At 50.2% G+C, this 18197-nt stretch carries 18 protein-coding genes; 12 read left to right on the plus strand and 6 right to left on the minus strand.

Features of this window, described 5'->3' with window-relative positions; genetic code table 11:
* Positions 1 to 187 precede the first annotated feature (187 nt).
* Positions 188 to 2326, minus strand: a complete 2139-nt coding sequence (gene rlmKL, locus E4L36_RS03345) for a bifunctional 23S rRNA (guanine(2069)-N(7))-methyltransferase RlmK/23S rRNA (guanine(2445)-N(2))-methyltransferase RlmL (protein ID WP_136679200.1) — start codon at positions 2324 to 2326, stop codon at positions 188 to 190.
* Positions 2327 to 2664: 338 nt separating this feature from the next.
* Here rlmKL and E4L36_RS03350 point away from each other — a divergent pair, with 338 nt between their 5' ends.
* Positions 2665 to 2871, plus strand: coding sequence for a ribosome modulation factor (locus E4L36_RS03350; RefSeq protein WP_127692640.1), 207 nt, complete (start codon positions 2665 to 2667; stop codon positions 2869 to 2871).
* 53 nt (positions 2872 to 2924) lie between these two features.
* Here the strand turns inward: E4L36_RS03350 and E4L36_RS03355 are convergent, their stop codons facing one another.
* Positions 2925 to 3950 carry a quinone-dependent dihydroorotate dehydrogenase gene (locus tag E4L36_RS03355; RefSeq protein WP_136679201.1) on the minus strand — a complete coding sequence of 342 codons (1026 nt, stop codon included), beginning with the start codon at positions 3948 to 3950 and terminating at the stop codon, positions 2925 to 2927.
* A 79-nt stretch (positions 3951 to 4029) separates the two neighbouring features.
* Positions 4030 to 4251 carry a DUF2835 domain-containing protein gene (locus tag E4L36_RS03360; RefSeq protein ID WP_127692638.1) on the minus strand — a complete coding sequence of 74 codons (222 nt, stop codon included), beginning with the start codon at positions 4249 to 4251 and terminating at the stop codon, positions 4030 to 4032.
* Between the two features lie 165 nt (positions 4252 to 4416).
* Here E4L36_RS03360 and E4L36_RS03365 point away from each other — a divergent pair, with 165 nt between their 5' ends.
* Positions 4417 to 6162 carry a BatD family protein gene (locus E4L36_RS03365; RefSeq protein WP_136679202.1) on the plus strand — a complete coding sequence of 582 codons (1746 nt, stop codon included), beginning with the start codon at positions 4417 to 4419 and terminating at the stop codon, positions 6160 to 6162.
* Positions 6159 to 6980 (plus strand): ion channel, encoded by an 822-nt coding sequence (locus E4L36_RS03370; protein WP_136679203.1) that lies wholly within the window; start codon positions 6159 to 6161, stop codon positions 6978 to 6980. The genes E4L36_RS03365 and E4L36_RS03370 overlap by 4 nt, the downstream gene beginning before the upstream one ends.
* Before the next feature lie 13 nt (positions 6981 to 6993).
* On the opposite strand, the gene E4L36_RS03375 is transcribed toward E4L36_RS03370, so the two are convergent.
* Positions 6994 to 7893, minus strand: a complete 900-nt coding sequence (locus E4L36_RS03375) for a TIGR01777 family oxidoreductase (protein WP_136679204.1) — start codon at positions 7891 to 7893, stop codon at positions 6994 to 6996.
* Between the two features lie 89 nt (positions 7894 to 7982).
* Between E4L36_RS03375 and E4L36_RS03380 the strand changes: the two genes are divergently transcribed.
* The 3 genes from E4L36_RS03380 (at position 7983) to E4L36_RS03390 (ending at position 10696) form a co-directional block, all read left to right on the plus strand.
* The gene (locus E4L36_RS03380; RefSeq protein ID WP_136679205.1) at positions 7983 to 8603 is read left to right on the plus strand and encodes a riboflavin synthase subunit alpha; all 621 of its coding nucleotides are present in this window, start codon (positions 7983 to 7985) and stop codon (positions 8601 to 8603) included.
* 18 nt (positions 8604 to 8621) lie between these two features.
* On the plus strand, positions 8622 to 9347 hold the full coding sequence (locus E4L36_RS03385) for a YciC family protein (RefSeq protein ID WP_136679206.1): 726 nt from the start codon (positions 8622 to 8624) through the stop codon (positions 9345 to 9347).
* Between the two features lie 83 nt (positions 9348 to 9430).
* Complete coding sequence (locus E4L36_RS03390; protein WP_127692632.1) at positions 9431 to 10696, plus strand: HDOD domain-containing protein; 1266 nt, start codon at positions 9431 to 9433, stop codon at positions 10694 to 10696.
* 37 nt (positions 10697 to 10733) lie between these two features.
* Here the strand turns inward: E4L36_RS03390 and E4L36_RS03395 are convergent, their stop codons facing one another.
* Entirely contained in the window at positions 10734 to 11642 is a 909-nt protein-coding gene (locus E4L36_RS03395) for a neutral zinc metallopeptidase (protein ID WP_136679207.1), read from the minus strand.
* Positions 11643 to 11835: 193 nt separating this feature from the next.
* Here E4L36_RS03395 and E4L36_RS03400 point away from each other — a divergent pair, with 193 nt between their 5' ends.
* Both E4L36_RS03400 and E4L36_RS03405 read left to right on the plus strand, forming a co-directional pair.
* Positions 11836 to 13581 (plus strand): lysophospholipid acyltransferase family protein, encoded by a 1746-nt coding sequence (locus E4L36_RS03400; protein ID WP_136679208.1) that lies wholly within the window; start codon positions 11836 to 11838, stop codon positions 13579 to 13581.
* Positions 13582 to 13638: 57 nt separating this feature from the next.
* The gene (locus E4L36_RS03405; protein WP_136679209.1) at positions 13639 to 14103 is read left to right on the plus strand and encodes a hypothetical protein; all 465 of its coding nucleotides are present in this window, start codon (positions 13639 to 13641) and stop codon (positions 14101 to 14103) included.
* A gap of 6 nt (positions 14104 to 14109) precedes the next feature.
* On the opposite strand, the gene E4L36_RS03410 is transcribed toward E4L36_RS03405, so the two are convergent.
* A complete protein-coding gene (locus E4L36_RS03410) occupies positions 14110 to 14997 on the minus strand; it encodes a hypothetical protein (protein WP_136679210.1) in 888 nt (295 codons plus the stop codon).
* Positions 14998 to 15132: 135 nt separating this feature from the next.
* On the opposite strand from E4L36_RS03410, the gene E4L36_RS03415 reads away from it, so the two are divergent.
* The 4 genes from E4L36_RS03415 to E4L36_RS03430 all read left to right on the plus strand — a co-directional run bounded on the left by E4L36_RS03415 (position 15133) and on the right by E4L36_RS03430 (position 18196).
* Positions 15133 to 15747, plus strand: a complete 615-nt coding sequence (locus tag E4L36_RS03415) for a TetR/AcrR family transcriptional regulator (RefSeq protein ID WP_136679211.1) — start codon at positions 15133 to 15135, stop codon at positions 15745 to 15747.
* A gap of 184 nt (positions 15748 to 15931) precedes the next feature.
* The gene (locus E4L36_RS03420; protein WP_136679212.1) at positions 15932 to 16243 is read left to right on the plus strand and encodes a hypothetical protein; all 312 of its coding nucleotides are present in this window, start codon (positions 15932 to 15934) and stop codon (positions 16241 to 16243) included.
* Positions 16244 to 16310: 67 nt separating this feature from the next.
* Complete coding sequence (locus E4L36_RS03425; protein WP_136679213.1) at positions 16311 to 17693, plus strand: ATP-binding protein; 1383 nt, start codon at positions 16311 to 16313, stop codon at positions 17691 to 17693.
* Positions 17690 to 18196 (plus strand): hypothetical protein, encoded by a 507-nt coding sequence (locus E4L36_RS03430; protein WP_136679214.1) that lies wholly within the window; start codon positions 17690 to 17692, stop codon positions 18194 to 18196. Before E4L36_RS03425 ends, E4L36_RS03430 begins: the two co-directional genes overlap by 4 nt.
* Position 18197 lies beyond the last annotated feature (1 nt).

An 18197-nucleotide genomic window follows, 5' to 3' on the forward strand; every position in this document is an offset into this window, starting at 1 on the left:
ACCGAAACAGTGCGAAGGCTATCCCATAACAAAAATATTGTAAGCTATTGATATAAATGAAATAGTTTTTAGCACTCTTGGAAATATCTCGAATCGATCTATTAAAAAACCAATTCACTCACCAAAGAAAAGCACAGGACGTGCCAAAGTAGTGCCGCGCACTACTTTGGTGTAACAGAGAGGAAAATTAAGGCCAGCGCACCTCAAATGCACTGTGGATTCGCGTGTTACGTTTAAAGTCTGGATCAATTGTCTGCGCAGAGATTTCGGTCACATCAAACATCGCCAGCGCCTCATAATCCATCTTGAAACGGCGGTAGTTATTGGAAAAGATCAGCTTACCTTCTGGGCGCAGCAGACGCATCGCTAACCGGATCAGTTCAACATGATCGCGCTGAACATCGAGTACATCTTGCATACGTTTAGAGTTTGAGAAGGTCGGCGGATCCATAAAGATCAGATCAAACTGCGGCTTACGCTGCTTTTTCAACCAAACGAGACAGTCAGACTGAATAAAGTGCTGATGCTTATCACTAAAGCCATTAGCCGCCATGTTCTTCATCGCCCACTGCAAATAGGTCGCCGACATATCCACGCTAGTGGTGGTTTTGGCGCCACCAACGGCTGCATGAACACTCGCGGTCGCGGTGTAACAAAACAGGTTGAGAAAATCCTTACCTGCCGCTTCCTGCTGGATCATGCGGCGAACAGGGCGGTGATCAAGGAAAACTCCGGTATCCAAGTAGTCGTGCAGATTGACTCGTAAACGACAGCCCGCCTCTCCTACTTCAAAAAACTTGCCCTTAGCACCCTGTTTCTCATACTGATTGGTGCCTGTTTGGCGCTTGCGCTGCTTCAAGACGACGCGACTAAGGGGAACCTCCAGTACCTCAGGAATGGCCGCCATTACATCTTTAATACGGTCAAATGCACGCACTTTGTCGACCGATTTTGGCGGTGCGTACTCCTGAACGTGCACCCAGTCCCCATAAAGATCAACCGCTACAGCGAACTCAGGAATATCGGCGTCATATAGGCGATAGCAATCGATATCGTTCTGCCTCACCCATTTGCGCATCGTCTTTAAGTTCTTCTTTAAACGGTTCGCGAACATCTGGGCTTGTTCCGATAGCTCTTGGCTCTCTGGCTCTTCGGCTTGCGCCAACTGCTCAGCACTTTTGCGGTACAGCGTATACAGGAACAGCTGGCTATCGATGGGGCCGTTCTTCAGCTTATAAACACGATCAGTTTTGAGGCCAACCGCTTGGCAAAGGTCGGGGTTACCGGTAAAAATTGCCGCACGCCAGCCGCCAAAGCGCGACTTGAGCGCATCACCGATGCCACGATAAAGAAACATCAATGCCGACGCTTCACCCAAACGTTCACCGTATGGCGGGTTCGTAACCAATAAGCCACCTGCCTCGTTAGGCGGTGTCATATCCTTCACATCGCGACGCTCAAAGGTAATGAACGCGCTTAAACCCGCTCGCTCCGCGTTAGCACGAGCCATGTTCAATACTTTCGTGTCGATGTCCGAACCAAAAAACACCGGCTCTAACGAAGCTAATCCCGCCTCTCTGCGCTGCTGTGCATTATCGAGCAGAGTTTGCCAAAGCTGCGCATCATGTTGCTTCCAGCGCTCAAAACCGTGTTCAGACCGCAACAGCCCCGGTGCAACATCAGCCTTCATCAACGCAGCTTCTATCAAAATGGTGCCCGAGCCGCACATAGGGTCCAGTACCGAGGGGTATTCAGTTGCGCATTTGGGCCACTGAGCACGATACAACAGCGCCGCAGCTAAGTTCTCTTTAATCGGTGCCGCACCAGATTCCGTACGATAATCACGTCGGTGCAGACTCTCGCCCGATAGATCAATAGACACCACCAAGCGACCACGATAGATATGCGCATGAACACGTAAGTCCGGCTGGTCACGGTCCACACTAGGGCGGCAGTTAAAACGATCACGGAACTGATCAACAATCGCATCCTTAACTTTGAGCGACGCAAAATGTGTATGGTTGATCGATTTTGTCGAGCCGGTGAAGTTAACGCTGAGCGAGCCTGACTGATCCAGATGCTCTGACCAATCCACCTCTTGCACTGCCGCATATAGCTGCTCTGCCGTTTCTACTACTGCCTCAGCCACCGGCATCAGCACGCGGTTTGCCAAGCGCGACCACAAACAAGCGGCATATGCGCTTTCAAGCGAACCGCTAAACTCAGCGCCCGATGCGGTTTGCTTCACCTCTTCTGCACCAAGTGCCGTTAACTCATCGACTAGGAGAGGTTCAAGCCCTTTTGGGCAGGTCGCAAGAAATTTCATTGAGAGTCCACATTAAATTAGCTGTTATAAGGTGAGAGCATAGCCGACTCACCGTTCGATAGCGAAACTGCACTTCTTTACCATTCTATGAAATTATTTCACACAGCCTTTTCACTTGAAGAAGCAAGGATAACTACATGAAAAATTCATCTTTTTGCATCCGCTAACAATTAAAAGTTAAAGTTTGATTACTTTTTTAAATTACAAACTCTATTTTTTTTTCGATATGAATGGGGTCTGTGATGAGCCACAAGGACGAGTCACAGCATTCTTGGAGAATATCCGGTCTCAGATATTCACTCACGTCTTTAAACCAACGTACGAGAGGCGATTTTTTTATGAAGAGACAGAAACGAGATAAAGCTTCAACTCTTTTCAATCGCGGATTCCAAGCAGGTATCGATGGCAAATCGCGCGACACATGCCCAGTTACCGTCACGGAGCTGCGCAGCCACTGGATGAGTGGCTGGCGCCAAGGACGAGAAGCCCATTGGGGCGGTATGACCGGCGTGTCTGCGATTCAGGCTCATCCGGCATTACACTAGAACGTGTTCCCCTTTTTACAACAATCCATGCTCCCCACTTCGTGGGGAGTTTTTTATTTTGGCAGTGCCTGAATCGCGCGAATTGAATCAGTTACCAGCGATGGGCCGCGATAGATGAAACCCGAATAGACTTGTACCAAACTTGCACCCGCCTCAATTTTCTCAGCGGCGTCAAAGCCCTCGGTAATCCCGCCTACACCGATAATGGGTAGCGCACCATCCAAGGCTTGCGAAAGAGTGCGAATTACTTTAGTTGACTTATTACGCACCGGCGCACCGCTTAAGCCACCCGCTTCATCTTTGAGAGGAGAGCTCTCTACCCCTTCACGAGACAGCGTTGTATTCGTTGCGATCACACCATCCATCTCGTAAGTTTTGAGAGCATTGGCAACCATATAGGTCTCTTCCTCGTTCATATCTGGCGCGATCTTCACCGCGATAGGTACGTAACGGTCGTGCAGATGAACCTGCTTAGCCTGCTCATTTTTGAGCGCCTCTAGCAAGGTGTTGAGAGACTCACCGAACTGCAATGTACGTAACCCGGGCGTGTTTGGTGACGATACATTCACCGTGATGTAACTCGCACGTGAGTAAACTTTACGCAGGCAGTAGATGTAGTCATCATTTGCTTGCTCGTTCGGCGTATCTTTGTTCTTACCAATATTGATACCCAAAACACCGTTGAAACGCGCTTTATCAACATTGGCTAGCAAGGCGTCTACACCCGCATTATTGAAACCCATACGGTTGATAATAGCGTTGTGCTCAGGGATACGGAAAAGACGCGGTTTCGGGTTACCCGCTTGCGGGCGTGGTGTTACGGTGCCGACTTCGATAAAGCCAAAGCCCATCGCCGCCAAACCGTCGATCGCTGAGCCATTTTTATCAAGGCCAGCCGCCAAACCCACACGGTTGGGGAAACGAATCCCCATCACCTCGACCGGATCTTCTAGTGTTTGCGCGCCCATCAAGCTCGGCAAGCCCAACGCGGCCGCTGCATTCATGCCACCTAATGCAAGATTGTGAGAACGCTCTGCGTCCATTTGAAACATCAAAGATCGAGCGAGATTGTAAAACATAGGTGGCTCCTGCTAAAAAGTTGCGGGCATTATATCCACCTGCTCACTTTTTTACAGCCAGTATCTGCACCGCTCCTGTCTATACAACGCGCCGAATGCCGGAAAACTTACCCGCAGCATCAAACTCAATACAAAAGGTGCCACGAATACCACTGTGTAACAGAAAGGGTTTGAGGATATTGGCAGGAAACTGCACCCGGCGACCATCTCGCGCACGCGTGTTCACCACACAACCGGGGCGTTGATATTGGCGAACGTATTGATCAGGAGAGATATTTAAGTCAATTAGGATTTTGTTCATTCTTAACACACTGTAAAAGCCACCACTGCCGCACCCGACCACACCGAAAACGCATGCATCAGCAGCGCTTACTAAAACTCACATGCCTTGCTCGACAAGTCGTTGATATCAATAGTAGCTTGCTCAATAATGTGCTGACTAGTCTGTCCCTTTACAGGAAATGGAATGCGCTCCTATTTGTTCTTGCTGATTAGCCTATTGGCGCCACTTTGCCACGCAGAGGTAAACACTTACCTAAGCCGGTACACCATTGCTCAGCAAGAAACAGTCCGCCTCACTATTGAGGTTACGCATCAAGAAGCGATCTCTCGTCCGGACCTAAGCGGTCTTGGCAATGATTTTGTCGTGGTAGGTAGTAAGAAAGTCACTATCTCCAACCGCCTGCGCAGCGGCAGCCAAGCCACGACTCGCTGGCAAATTCTCTTGCGACCACGTAAAAGCGGCGAGATCACCATCGCTCCGATCGCCGTACACGGAGAATCATCTCTGCCGCTCACACTCAAGGTGATTGGCCCAAGAGTTAGTATTCGCCGTAACAGCTCGCTGCCTGCGCCAGAGCCTGAGCAAACAGCACCTGCGGCACTGATGCAAACCGAGGTGGAACACCGCCAGGGGTATGAGGGCAGTGAGTTTCATTATATCGCCAAGTTTTTGCATCAAGCGCCTCTTTCAAACGATCAACTGCTGCGCGCGCCCTATCTCGATAAGGCTCTCATCCTCGAAAATGGCACACCGCAAGAGGAGCAGGTGATCTACCGTGGCCAGCCCTACTACCAAACTCTCTATCGCTATCTGATCTACCCAGATAGCACAGAGGAGAACCGTATCGAGCCTCCGCGCTTCACCGGAACGTCCACCGACGGTACATTTTACGATGCCCGTGGCGAGACCATTAAGTTAGATGTACTACCACGGCCACAGAACAACTCCCGCGGTTACTGGTTACCCGCAGATCGCTTAGAGCTATCCGATTCGTTTCAGCAACCCGAACGCTTAGAGCCGGGCAGCACGCTTATTCGCACACTCACCTTGCAAGCCTTTGGCCTTCCCGCGGAGCGGCTGCCTTCACTGGCACCGTTGCAAAACGAACTTGCCGAACTCACTCTGCTGGATACCGACCTATCAGAGACATTTACGCCAGAGGGGCTTATCAGCACCCGTGTCGAACGCGTACAAATTACGGTGAAAGAGCGCGGTGAAGTCACACTTCCGCCCATCGATATCTACTGGTGGGATACGTATGAAGACCGTGGAAAAGTCGCCTCACTGGCGCCTGTAATTCTGCGTGTAGCGCCATCCTCAGGTGACGCACCGCCACAGGTATCGTCTACGTTGACCGATACGAACCCGGCAGCAATAGCGACCGGCACATCGAGCACTACTGTTCCTCAAAGCGCACCAGCGCCCGAGAGCACTGATACAGAGGCCAACACAAACGAAGATCGTTCCAGCTTAATGCCGTTGGTCAGTATTTTGGTATTGATCAGTATTATCTCCTCTTTGGGCTGGCTCTATACCTTCAACCGCCTTAAACATCGGGCACCTAAGACAGATGACGGGCACTCACCGCGCCCTGCGCCTGAAGAAACCCGCCGCCGCTCGCTTAAGCTCGCTGAGCACAATGCCTATAGCGCTCTGGCGCAAGCGTGCCAAAACAACCAAGTGGACTTAGCTAAAATCCGCTTGATCGACTGGGCCCAACGTTTTTGGCCAGAAGCGCAGATCAATAATTGCGAAGGCATTAGCAAAGCAGCTAAGAACCAAACGCTGGACTTTCTTATCATCGACCTTGAGCAACACTTTTATCGTGATGATAAAACCCAGTGGCAAGGTGACCTGCTGTTGCAAGCGATCGAAACGCTGAGACGTCGCCGCAAGCGCCAAATGGATACGGGCGAGGAGCGCGTATGACAAGTCCAGCCATAGACAGACACTCCGCGTTTTTAAGCCGCATCGGCTTGGGTGGGGTGGCCGATGACGAGAACAAGCGGGCCAAAAAGTGTGCGCGCCTGCTGGAAGTACCCATGATACTGGTAGCTCTGTGGATCATCATCGATTGGTATCTTGAGGCAAAGGGCTACCCTGTTAACGCGCTTGAAGGTCTCACCGATTGGATCACGTGGCTCAGTTTTACCGCCGAGGCGGCGCTACTGCTTACCCTCGTTGATGACCGTTGGCGCTATATCAAGCAGAACTGGCTCAACTTGATGATTGTAGCGATGGGACTACCGATCATTTGGGGCGTTGAAGTGTTCTATGCAGCGGGCCTACGTACGCTACGCATGTTCATTATGCTGAGCATTTTCGTCAGACTCTCAACCGATGTGCGGCGGGTATTATCCAAGCACCACCTTGGCCTTACCTTGTTTATCTGCTTCTGGATCATGGTCTTTTCAGGGCTGCTTATCTCCGGTATCGACCCGGCTTTCGAGAGCGCCTCTGATGGTATTTGGTGGGCGTGGGTAACGGTCACAACCGTAGGTTATGGGGATCTTGTTCCCAGTACACCGGAGGGCCGCATCTTTGGTGCGCTGCTTATCTTGATGGGTATCGGCCTGTTCTCAATGCTCACAGCAAGCTTCTCGGTGCTGTTTATCACTCAAGATGAGAAAAAACTACACAAAGAGCAGCTGAATAGCATCCGCCGCGTTGCCGATATCGAAAAGCGCCTCGAACGCATCGAACAAAAACTTGAACAGACACTCGATAGGCTCGACAGAGGGCCCTAGCTCAGTTTATCAACTAAACCGATGCAGCCAGCGCCTCTTTGAGTTCAGGGTATTTAAAAGTAAAGCCCGCTTCCAACAAACGGCCCGGGAAGACTCGTTGTCCTTGGGTTAACAGCTCACTGGCTTCACCCAGCATTAACTCCATCACTACCGCGGGCATCCGTAGTTTGGCAGGACGATTCACGGCGCGCCCCAGTGCGTGACTGAAGGTCTCATTGGTCACCGCACCCGGTGCGGTCAGATTAAATGGCCCTTGCAGCGTGTCGTGCGCCACCAAGAACTGAATGGCAGCCACCTCGTCGTCAAGATGAACCCACGACATCCATTGCAAACCATGCCCTATTGGGCCACCCAGCCCAAGCTTAAAAGGCGTTATCATTTTCTTGAGTGCACCGCCATTAGGCCCGACAACAACACCCGTTCTGAGCGTACACACTCGGCTGCCCAGTTTAGTCTGCGCGCTTTGCGCAGCATTTTCCCAGTCACGACACAGATCATGAGTGAACCCGGGTGCAACCGAGCCCTGTTCATCCAAGGGCGAACCGCCCGAATGGCTGCCGTAGAAGCCGATTGCCGAGCCACTAATAAAACAGCTTGGCTGTGCACCAATCGTTTCTAAATCGTTGATAAGCTGCTCAGTAAAGGCGATTCGGCTATCACGCAACAGCGCTTTGCGGTGCTCACTCCAGCGTTTGTCAACAATCGGAGCTCCTGCCAAATTAACAACAACATCGATGTTTGCATCGAGCTCTTTGATATCGTCTGGGCTAACAGCGTGTACCTGCTGGCCCAGCAGCTTAGCCACCTTGTGAGGTTGTCGAGAAACAACGGTCACAGTGTTCCCTGATTTAATCAGCTCTTTAACAAGCTGCTGTCCAATAAACCCTGTTCCACCGGTCACCAGATAGTTCATCTTCACTCCTCGAGATGTGAGTATTTTTTCGTTTTATACGTTATCCTTTGCGCTTCAGATTTAAAGCGTTGGAGATAGAAAGACTGCCTATGTTTACAGGTATAGTGCAAGGTAAAGCGGAAGTCACTGCAATTGAGCACCGCGAGCAGTTTATGACGTTGCAAGTTAAACTCCCGATGGAGGCAGCGAACAACCTCCAGACCGGTGCGAGTATCGCTATTAACGGCACCTGCCTGACAATCACGGCGTTCAAAGACACGTTAGTCTCGTTTGATGTGATCTCAGAGACCCTTAGAGTCACCAACCTTGGCAAGCTGCAACTCAATGACGTGGTGAACTTTGAGCGCGCTGCGAAATTCGGTGACGAGATTGGTGGACATCTTCTGTCTGGACATGTCTCTGACCAAGCGGAGATCACAGCGATCGGTCGGGATGACAATAACTGTATTCTGTGGCTAAAACCTGCCGCGGCTATGTTGCCTTATATATTGCCTAAAGGCTTTGTTGCTTTGAACGGCTGCAGCCTGACCATTGGCGAGGTTCGTGATCAGCAGTTCAATATCTATCTCATCCCTGAAACGCTGGCCGTTACAACGTTTGGAGAGGTAAAAGTTGGTGATAGGATCAACCTAGAGGTTGATCCCCAGACCCAAGCCGTTGTCGATACGGTTAATCGCTACCTCGAAGCCAATCCAATAGGATCCAAATAAAGGGACTCTCTCGATACTATGTCAGCGCTAAATACCCTTGACCTGCTCAAACAAACGTTCTTTTTCTTCCGCCGTAACCTAGCGGCGATAGCAGCGATCCAGTTGCCATTTTTGATCGCTTTGAACCTGCTCGCCTCTTGGATCGAGAGCAATGCGGGTGAATCAACCGACCTCAGCCAACAAATGGCCTATCTTGCCCTGCTGCGACTAACACTTTTACCGATCTTCTGGGGCGCCACTATTCTCTACATTCAGTCTAAGGTCGACGGTAATGATTACTCGCCATCGCAAGCTGTGTTCGCAAGCTTGCGATTCTGGCGAAGCTTATTGCTCGTGTTCCTTCTCTCTGGCATGGCTATTTTTACTGGCTTGATGTTCTTCATCATCCCTGGCATCTACATCGGCGTGCGCCTAGCGTTTGCTGACTTCATCTGCGTCGTAGAGAGAAAACCCGTATTTGAGAGCCTAAAACAGAGCTGGGAAGACACCAAAGATTACTTTTGGCTGCTGCTACAAGGCTTACTTATTCTGTATCCGGGTTTGCAAATCGCCGAACTATACTTCGCGCAAACCTTTGCTGGCGATGGCAGCTCCAATTGGCTGCTGGAACTGGTCATCTTTGTGACATTAGACCTACTGAGTGTGCTAGCGCTTATTTACGGTTTCCGGGTTTACTGCGTCATGCGCGATGAACAGCGGCCAGAAAACCGTATCAGCAACCCTGATAATGACTCAAATCAGTAACAGTTAGCATTGCTCGGCGCCATCGAAACAATTTATAGTGCGCGCACTATAATGTAAGCAGTACCCAATTTTCGGGAATATTGATGTCGAAAATAGCCTCACTTGGTAGCCGGGCCACAAAGATGATCCTGTTTGACCCTGAATCAGCACAGGTAAACTGGCCGCAAATGATCACCCGTGTCGGTAAAGCATGGGAGATCTCGCGCATCGACCATGTTGATCTGTTAATTGAACAGGTTGCGCATTCACAGGTCGATGCAGTGTTTGTATGTAAGTCTTTGAAGGGGTTGATCGAGATCGACCTTTTTCGCCGCCTTCAGGAGATCAGCCCGACCACTCTGAGATTCCAGCTGGGTACATCGATCGAGTCGCCGCGTTCACTCGCGCAAAAGCTTGAGTTGACTCACCGAATCTTTGAGCGTCCAGACGACGTCAGCCAAGTGGTCGGCACTGTCAACTATCTGCTCAAAATCAGCCGCTTAACAAGCCGCAGCAAGCTACGCCAGTTTCTGAGCAAAGAAAATGATATCGCATCGGCTCCTAAGGTATACCACGACCTCAATATTGAGCTGAACGCCGAGGCTACACATGCATCGCGTATCGCTGCGATCATCGAACAAGACCCCGCGCTAACTGCCAAAATTATCAAGGTCGCTAACTCGCCCTTCTTTGGATTACCGCGCCCTATTAGCCAGATCCCCGAGGCGATCTCCATCATTGGTATTCGCAAACTAAGAGCGTTAGTAGTTTCGAGCTATATCTATGGGCACTTTCCACCGCACCCAAAATGGGGCCACTTCTCGTTCGAGGATATGAACGCTCGCGCAATACTCGTTGCACGCTTAGCGATGGATATTGCCAAAGAAGCCCGGGCGCCAAAAATCATCGCCGAGCAAGCGTATCTGGCAGGGTTGCTGCACAATATTGGTATTATCATCATGGCTTCTCAAGCACCTGGACTGTACCAAAAGGCCTTGCAGTTAGCGGCCCACGAAAACATGCCCTTACATGCTGCCGAACGCAAAGTTGCAGGGTTCTATCATGGTGAGATTGGCGCGACATTGATGGCTATGTGGAATATTCCACCACGTGCGGTTGAAGCGATACTGCTGCATTCAATACCAAAGTTATCTGAGGAGCGCGGCTTCCAACCGCTGACTGCAGTACATGTCGCTGATGCGCTTATTCCCGCTAAAATGGGCAATACCAACCTGCCCATCAACTCCCAACTGTCAGAGGCGTATTTAGAACAAGCGGGTGTTAGACAAGATCTACATAGGTGGCGCCTGATGGCTGCTGACTACCGGCAAAAGATCCATACAGCAACCAGTGATCAGACCAACAGATAAACAGGGGCCCAATAGCCCCTGTTTATGGACGAGCTAATTAAATCGGTTGCTGAAAAGTATCGCAGGCAGCCATGTTGCCCTTCTCGAAACCACGCTTGAACCATTTAACGCGCTGCGCCGATGAGCCATGCGTGAAAGAGTCTGGGGTCACATAGCCACGTGACTGTTTTTGTAATGTGTCGTCGCCAATAGCGCTTGCCGCTCTCAGGCCCTCTTCAAGATCGCCAGGCTCAAGCATCTTACGCTCATGGTGAGCTTTGTTTGCCCACACACCGGCTAAGCAATCCGCTTGTAACTCTTGGCGCACAGAGAGCTGGTTAGCACGTGCTTTATCGACACCGCGTTTCGCTTCATGAACTTTCGCTGAGATCCCTAGCAGCGTTTGAATATGGTGGCCCACCTCATGCGCCAACACGTACGCTTGCGCAAAGTCACCCGGTGCTTTGAAGCGTTGGCTCAGCTCGGTATAAAAGCCAAGGTCGATATAGATCTGTTGATCGGCGGGGCAATAGAAAGGCCCGACGGCTGACTGCGCCGTACCGCAAGCCGACTTCACAGCATTGCGAAATAGCACTAAGCGCGGCTCTTTGTATTGCCGCCCACTCGCGGTAAAAATCTGCCCCCACGTATCTTCAGTATCCGCCAAAATAACCGATATAAACTCCGCGAGCTCTTGCTCCTGAGCAGTCTGCTGAACCGACTCAGGGGCGCTTTGCTGAGGCATCGGCTGCCCAGTCAAAACCGACAAAATCGTGCCAAGGTTGCCCGTCATCAAGCCGTAGCCGCCAACAACAACGGCCAAAACAAGCGTCCCCTTAACACCTAAAAATTTAATAAGCATCGGTAGCAGCCTTAATGCGCCACCACCGGCAACCCCCATAGAGGGTGGTTGATCCCCTCGTCTATCCTCAACGTTTTCACTTGATCGATTGCCACGCCAGCGCATCACAGTGTCCTTTTTATCGGTTAGAGATAGTTAGCATACGCCTAACGCGCCAAATATTAACTGAATTATCACCACGAGCCACACTGCGCCCCAACCTACTTGATACGTCACAAAAGCGTCACCATTTGGTCAAATAGTGGTCATGTGATCACCATACTCTGAAGTCTTATCTGTTTGTGAGTAGGTAATATTCGTGATCAACGTCGAAAAAGTGATAACCAGCAAATACCCTTCTTTCACCGCAAAGCCCACACCGGTCAAAAAATCAGCACTCTACTTCCTGCGCAAGCTTGTTCATGAAGATGAGATCAATAGCTTTCTGGAAAAGCATGATGGTGTATCAGGTTTTGAGTTTGTTGATCGCGTCCTCGAGTATTTCAATTTCAGCTACAGCCTCAGCCATAACGATCGGATGAACATTCCATCGTCTGGGCGCGTTGTGATGGTCGCTAATCATCCCCTCGGTGCGCTCGATGGTCTCGCACTGCTCAAAATGGTGGGAGAGGTACGCCGCGATGTAAAGATCATCGCTAACGACGTGCTAAGCCATTTTGATCAGTTAGAGGGGCTCTTCCTGCCTGTCGACAACCTCGGTAAAAGTACGCGCAAGCGCGATATCGCCCGCATTGTTTCTGCACTCCAGAACGAAGCAGCCATTATCGTATTCCCCGCCGGTGAGGTCTCCCGCGCGGGCATGACAGGCATTAAAGACGGCAAGTGGAACTCAGGCTTTTTGCGCTTTGCAAAAAAAGCAAATGCTCCCATTTTGCCCATTTACGTCGGCGGTAAGAATTCATCGCTGTTTTATGGGTTGTCCTACCTGAATAAATCAGCTTCGGCGTTATTGCTCCCGCGCGAAATGTTTAATAAGCACTCCATCACATTGCCGATACGGGTAGGCGAAGCGATCCCTTTCAGCCATATCGATAACCTCCCTATCTCCACCGCAGAGAAAACCAAGCTGCTGCGCAAACACCTGTACCGAGTCGCTAAACGCAAAAGTCCGCTCTTCGTTACCGAAAAAACCATCGCGCACCCGCAAGATCGCCGCGACCTCAAACAAGAGCTAAAAGCGGCTGAGTTACTTGGCGAAACAGGCGATGGTAAGAAAATCTATCTCTTCGATGCTAGTCCAAATTCGGCTGTGATGCAGGAGGTTGGGCGCCTGCGCGAAGTCTCGTTTCGTTGCGTCGGTGAGGGCACCGGTGAGAAGAAAGATCTCGATAAATATGACCAGTATTATCGTCATCTCATTCTTTGGGATGACGAGGATCTAGAGATCGCTGGCGCTTACCGACTAGCGGAAGTCCATAAGTTAATTCATGACCCCGATAGCCCTATCTACAGCAGTACACTATTTCAATTTTCAGCCAATATGCAAAGTTACTTTGCGCAAAGTATCGAGCTCGGGCGAAGCTTCGTGCAGCCGCGCTATTGGGGTAAGCGCAGCCTGGATTACCTTTGGTACGGTATCGGGGCTTACTTACGCAAACATTCAGAAGTACGCTACATGTTCGGCCCCGTCAGCTTAAGCAATACCTACCCTGCACCTGCGAAAGATATGCTGGTTTGGTTCTACTCACACTATTTCAAAGATGAGCAAGCCAGAGCTGTCGCAAATGCTCCTTATAAGATATCTGTGCAAAGCGAGTCACACCTGCGTCAAATATTCAGCGGCGATGACTACAAAGGCGACTTCCGCATCTTGAAAGAGCAGTTAGATTACATGGGCGTTTCCGTACCGACACTCTATAAACAGTACAGTGAGCTTTGCCACCCCGGCGGTGTGCAGTTCCTAGACTTCGGCGTCGATGCTGATTTTAACTACTGTGTCGATGGGCTCGTTGTGGTAGACCTTGACTATGTGAAAGAGAAAAAATACCAACGCTACATGGGCATCGAAAAACCGGTACGAGCAGCAGCGCCACTTAATAGTTAACCCCTCGAGGGTTCTTGGGTACACTAGAACGCTGAAACGATTGTTTTCTGGAGTGCTATGAGCCCTTTTCTTCTTATCGTATTGGGTGCGTTGGTCATCGCCGGTTTTCTATGGTTCAACGCACAACCTGTGGCGCGCAAAGGCGCTGCAGCCTTCAAACTGATCTTTCTCGCCGTTGTGGTCACACTCGTCGTCTTGACCGTTTCTGGACGTATCCATTGGTTAGGCGGCGCATTTGCCGCGCTGCTTATCCTATTTAAGAAATATGGGTTTCTGATGCGCTTCGTGCCGGTGCTTAATCGTCTGTTTAAAGCCCGCAAAAGCCCACCAAGCAACACCACAGAGATGTCTCGCACCCAAGCGTTAGACATTCTTGGGCTTAAAGAGCCCTGCAGTCGTGATGATATTATTCAGGCGCATCGCAAGCTGATGCAGCGTTTACATCCTGACCAAGGAGGAAATACTTACCTTGCTGCACAACTCAACGCTGCACGCGACTGCCTGTTAGAGGATCAAAGCTAGCTGCCGCTATTCAGAGCGGCTCAAACGCAGACTATCCCGGCCAAAGATGTCAGAGTAACCGGCCTGTACAAACTGCCCGCTGCGCCCGCGCTTAAGAATCAGAATCGCTTGCTCTGGCTGCTGATCGCGTTCTGAAAAGAATAGGTGCAAACGTCCATTGCCTTTTAGCTCCCAGCGGCCTTTCATCACACTAAGTGGTTCTCCGTTACGGTAATCCAGTAGCATTTGTACACGGCTGTCAGGCAACAAATCCATAACCACAAAGGTCATCGCATCGTCTAACTCATTTGAGTAGCGGCCCTGTAAAGCCCGCTGCGACACATCACCTGCTCGTGCGCAGCCAGAAAACATTTCACCATCCAATGTCATTGTTGCACGCCACGGCGACCAAATGCCTTGCTCATCCGTACACCCTTGTGAGAGCAAGCTCAGTTGCAAGGAATGGCTTGCATCTGCGCCAGCCATGCGGCTATCCCACTCAAGCTGGATGCCATCCAACTGATCGATTGGAAATTTTAGGGTCTTCCGCTCTTTGGGGTAGCTCACCGTTATCTGCTCTTCACCAATATCTGCCAACCAGCGCGGCGACCATCCTTGCGCACGATAGTGCACATGACGCAGGGCACGATCACAGGCATTGACGGTATCGCCAGCCAGCATAACGTTGGATACTTGCCAGCTTAAATCAGACTGCGGAGCTCCCATAAGCTCCATATAGATAGGCAAACCGGGGGCGGGAGTATGCTCAAGATAACGAGCCTTTAGCGCAGAACTTGATCGCAGTTCACGCTGCTCTTTGCTAAAACAAGGCACCAGATAAAAGCGATCACCTTCACTGCGCACCGTACCACGCATAAACTCCTCAGCTCCCGCATTCTCGCGCTGAATCGGCATACATCCAGCTATGAGAAAAGTCACTAGAAGCGTAACAAAACCTGACTTGAAACAGTGCCGCATAGTTGACGGAAAACCTCTTATGTACCATAACTAATTGATAAATAATGGCAGTGTCAGAGAGAGGATACAAGCATGGCCCGTCCTGCAGAATTTGACCGAAACGATGTACTAGACAAAGCCATGGCAGTCTTTTGGCGTACCGGATACTCCGCGACTTCCGTGACCGACTTAGTGCGCGCAACCAACCTAAAACCGGGGTCCCTTTACGGTGCTTTCAATAGCAAGCGCGGACTCTTTATGGAGGTTATAGATACCTACGCGGAGCGTAGCTTAGCGCGCATTAACGATTGCATTGCAGAGGCGGAGTCACCACTTGAAGCGGTGCATCGTTTTGTTTGGCGAATCGCCACCGAGGTGGGTAAGGATGAGATAGGCAAAGGTTGCTTAATGGTTAACACCCTACTTGAGCTCGCCACAGAAGATGAAGAGATCCGTATCATGGTGACCAGCTATCTGGCTAAAATCGAGGAGCGGTTGCGGCAGACGATCTGCCTAGCTCAAGAGAACGGTGAACTATGCGATGACGCCGATAGTGCAGCGCTCGCAAAACTTCTGATGACCGGTATCTGGGGACTGCGCGTGATGAGTACCACACGCCCAGACCCTGCCATCTATCCAAGTATTGTCACTCATATGCTCAGCGCCCTACCGCAAACGTCGCAAAAAACATACACTCTAAGCCATTGATTTTATTTGTTTTGTACGTTTTCTAAAGACTCCTGTCCCCATTCAGTCTCACTTTGCTGACATGGGGACACTGAGTAAGATTCATGACTCAACAAAAACACCATAACTATTTGATTTTTATATAAGTTTTAAAAAATGAAACACTTTTTGCTCTAAGTACTCCCTCTGACATATGGAATGCTTTATGGCAACGCTAACTCAAAACCTCATCACACTTTCAATCCTTACACCACTGACACTCAGCGCAGCAACCGAGCTACCCGAACACTGGCATAGCCGGATGCCCGAGATCATACTCGCCGCTCTAGATAAAAATGAAGACCAACTGATTAGCTTTTCTGAAGCGCTCAAACACCCTAGACTCTCCGGGCGCTTTCTCGAGATCGATACAGATGGTGATGGATTTATCGCTCCAGATGAGCTCCATACAGCGAAGTTATCTAATCCCGCTTTGCTACAAAATCTAATGTCTTTGGCGCAGCTAAAATCAATCTAAGGTTTACCCGCTCACACAACTTGGGCCAGAATGAACTATCCAAAAGTATGAGAATCAACGTCCCGTGATGGCTACTCGCATCGGCTCCCTCAAGCAGCTTGTCTTCATTGCCTTCCTGCTCATCATCTCACCTATTGGTTTTCTGCTTTATAAAACCAGCGCCGTGCTAGATGAGCAGCTAAAAAGCAGTTACGAGCAGACACAAACGGCCATCGAACTTGGCCAGCAGAACAACATTCTTGAGCGAATGGCAGAGGATATTGTGCGTACTGCTCAGCAATATCGTATTGTCCAAAACTCGGCCATTTTAGAGCGGTTGCAAGATAACATTAACACCTACCGAAACCGTCTCGCGGTACATAAGTTCTTGGCCGAAACCAAACCGGACCATAACGTTATCAATGACTTGCTTACCATTATTGAGCGTGACCCAAAGGGTGCCGAGCTTTCGCCTCTACCCTTGCTAACCTACCAACTCACAAACCGCAGCCATGCTCAAATGCTCGCCGCTCTGGAAGAGCTGCAAAAAGAGGCTCGTGCCACCCGCACAGCACTATGGCAACAAGCGGCGTTGTTAATTGTTGCCACAGCCGTTTTAATGCTGCTGATGACCACGCTCATATCACGCCCCATCGGACAGTTGGTGCGTCGTATTCGCAGCGTTGGCAAGCGTGAGCCACTCTCTCATAAGCCACTGCGCGGCCCGCGAGAAATTGTGCAACTTCAGGATCAGATTATCTGGTTAGATGAGCACTTAAGTGAACTGGAATCGGTGAAGGCAGAGTTCTTCCGACATATCTCACACGAGCTGAAAACGCCACTCACCACACTACGAGAGGGAGCCGACCTGCTTGCAGAGGAGGTGCCGGGCCCGCTCAATGATCGCCAACACCACGTCGTTTCATTGATTCAAAGCGGCAGCGTCAGCCTGCAAAAATTGATCGAGCAGCTACTCGATTACAACCGCGTACAACAAGTACACCTGCTCTCTCTTGAGCCCGTTAATCTGGATGCAATTATCAGCGAAACCACTCATACGCACCAACTCCAGATCATCGAAAAATCACTCGAGATAACAACACCGAAAGAAAGAATGTCTGTAAAAACAGATACTGAAATGCTAAAGCGGGTGTTAAATAACCTGATCTCAAATGCCGTCTGCTACAGCGATACAGGAGGCGCCATTACGATAACAACAAAACGTACTAACCATATGATGACAGTCGACGTTAGCAATACTGGCTCAGCGATACCGGAGAACGAAGTCGGTAAAATCTTCGAGCCTTTCTTCCAAGGTACGCGCAAACGTCATGGCCCGCTCAAAGGGTCGGGTATTGGCCTCAGTATTGCTCTTGAAGCCGCGCTGGCGCTCAATGGAAACCTCTGTATAGCCGAGAACATACAGGATAAAATAACGTTCCGCTTTACTATTCCCTTGGATCCATCATGAAAAAAATAGCAGGTATTATTGCACTCGCCCTCTTCACATATGGCTGCCAACCCATGACGAAGCCTTCAATCGAGGTCGAACCTCTACCTCAGGATGAGCCTGCTTGTTTTCTAGACAACGATCTCCTACATCAACTCATGGCCGACGAGCACCTTTTCATCACGCTCAGTGAGGCAGATCAAAAGTTGATGCTCGAGAGAACTCAAGAACCCACTCGGCTTGCAAATTTACTCAGTATTTCAGGCAGTGATAAGGCAGCATTAAGCAAGGCCAAAGAGCTCTTTACTCAGGTATCACTCTTCCCTGAATCGCACTGCCCGAGCGATCAATATCTTTATCTAAGGTTCAGACATGCTCAGGCAAACTTGGCGGCACTTAACAAGTTGGGATCAACCCAACAGGCAGTTCAAGAGCGCGACAGAACCATCGAAACTTTGCGGCAGCAGATTGAGGCGCTCACTCAAATTGAGCCTGCTATTACCCGTCAAAGAGAGGAACAGTAGA

This window comes from Neptunomonas sp. XY-337 (genome assembly GCF_004959845.1).
Lineage (GTDB): Bacteria > Pseudomonadota > Gammaproteobacteria > Pseudomonadales > Balneatricaceae > Neptunomonas > Neptunomonas marina.

Bases quoted from the DNA above. Each gene is read 5' to 3' on its own strand.
- E4L36_RS03425 (WP_136679213.1), top strand. From the start codon at position 16,311: ATGGCTACTCGCATCGGCTCCCTCAAGCAGCTTGTCTTCATTGCCTTC.
- E4L36_RS03380 (WP_136679205.1), top strand. From the start codon at position 7,983: ATGTTTACAGGTATAGTGCAAGGTAAAGCGGAAGTCACTGCAATTGAG.
- E4L36_RS03410 (WP_136679210.1), bottom strand. From the start codon at position 14,997: ATGCCGATTCAGCGCGAGAATGCGGGAGCTGAGGAGTTTATGCGTGGT.
- E4L36_RS03385 (WP_136679206.1), top strand. From the start codon at position 8,622: ATGTCAGCGCTAAATACCCTTGACCTGCTCAAACAAACGTTCTTTTTC.
- E4L36_RS03355 (WP_136679201.1), bottom strand. From the start codon at position 3,950: ATGTTTTACAATCTCGCTCGATCTTTGATGTTTCAAATGGACGCAGAG.
- E4L36_RS03350 (WP_127692640.1), top strand. From the start codon at position 2,665: ATGAAGAGACAGAAACGAGATAAAGCTTCAACTCTTTTCAATCGCGGA.
- E4L36_RS03365 (WP_136679202.1), top strand. From the start codon at position 4,417: ATGCGCTCCTATTTGTTCTTGCTGATTAGCCTATTGGCGCCACTTTGC.
- E4L36_RS03415 (WP_136679211.1), top strand. From the start codon at position 15,133: ATGGCCCGTCCTGCAGAATTTGACCGAAACGATGTACTAGACAAAGCC.
- rlmKL (WP_136679200.1), bottom strand. From the start codon at position 2,326: ATGAAATTTCTTGCGACCTGCCCAAAAGGGCTTGAACCTCTCCTAGTC.
- E4L36_RS03430 (WP_136679214.1), top strand. From the start codon at position 17,690: ATGAAAAAAATAGCAGGTATTATTGCACTCGCCCTCTTCACATATGGC.
- E4L36_RS03390 (WP_127692632.1), top strand. From the start codon at position 9,431: ATGTCGAAAATAGCCTCACTTGGTAGCCGGGCCACAAAGATGATCCTG.
- E4L36_RS03370 (WP_136679203.1), top strand. From the start codon at position 6,159: ATGACAAGTCCAGCCATAGACAGACACTCCGCGTTTTTAAGCCGCATC.
- E4L36_RS03405 (WP_136679209.1), top strand. From the start codon at position 13,639: ATGAGCCCTTTTCTTCTTATCGTATTGGGTGCGTTGGTCATCGCCGGT.
- E4L36_RS03375 (WP_136679204.1), bottom strand. From the start codon at position 7,893: ATGAACTATCTGGTGACCGGTGGAACAGGGTTTATTGGACAGCAGCTT.
- E4L36_RS03360 (WP_127692638.1), bottom strand. From the start codon at position 4,251: ATGAACAAAATCCTAATTGACTTAAATATCTCTCCTGATCAATACGTT.
- E4L36_RS03420 (WP_136679212.1), top strand. From the start codon at position 15,932: ATGGCAACGCTAACTCAAAACCTCATCACACTTTCAATCCTTACACCA.
- E4L36_RS03395 (WP_136679207.1), bottom strand. From the start codon at position 11,642: ATGCGCTGGCGTGGCAATCGATCAAGTGAAAACGTTGAGGATAGACGA.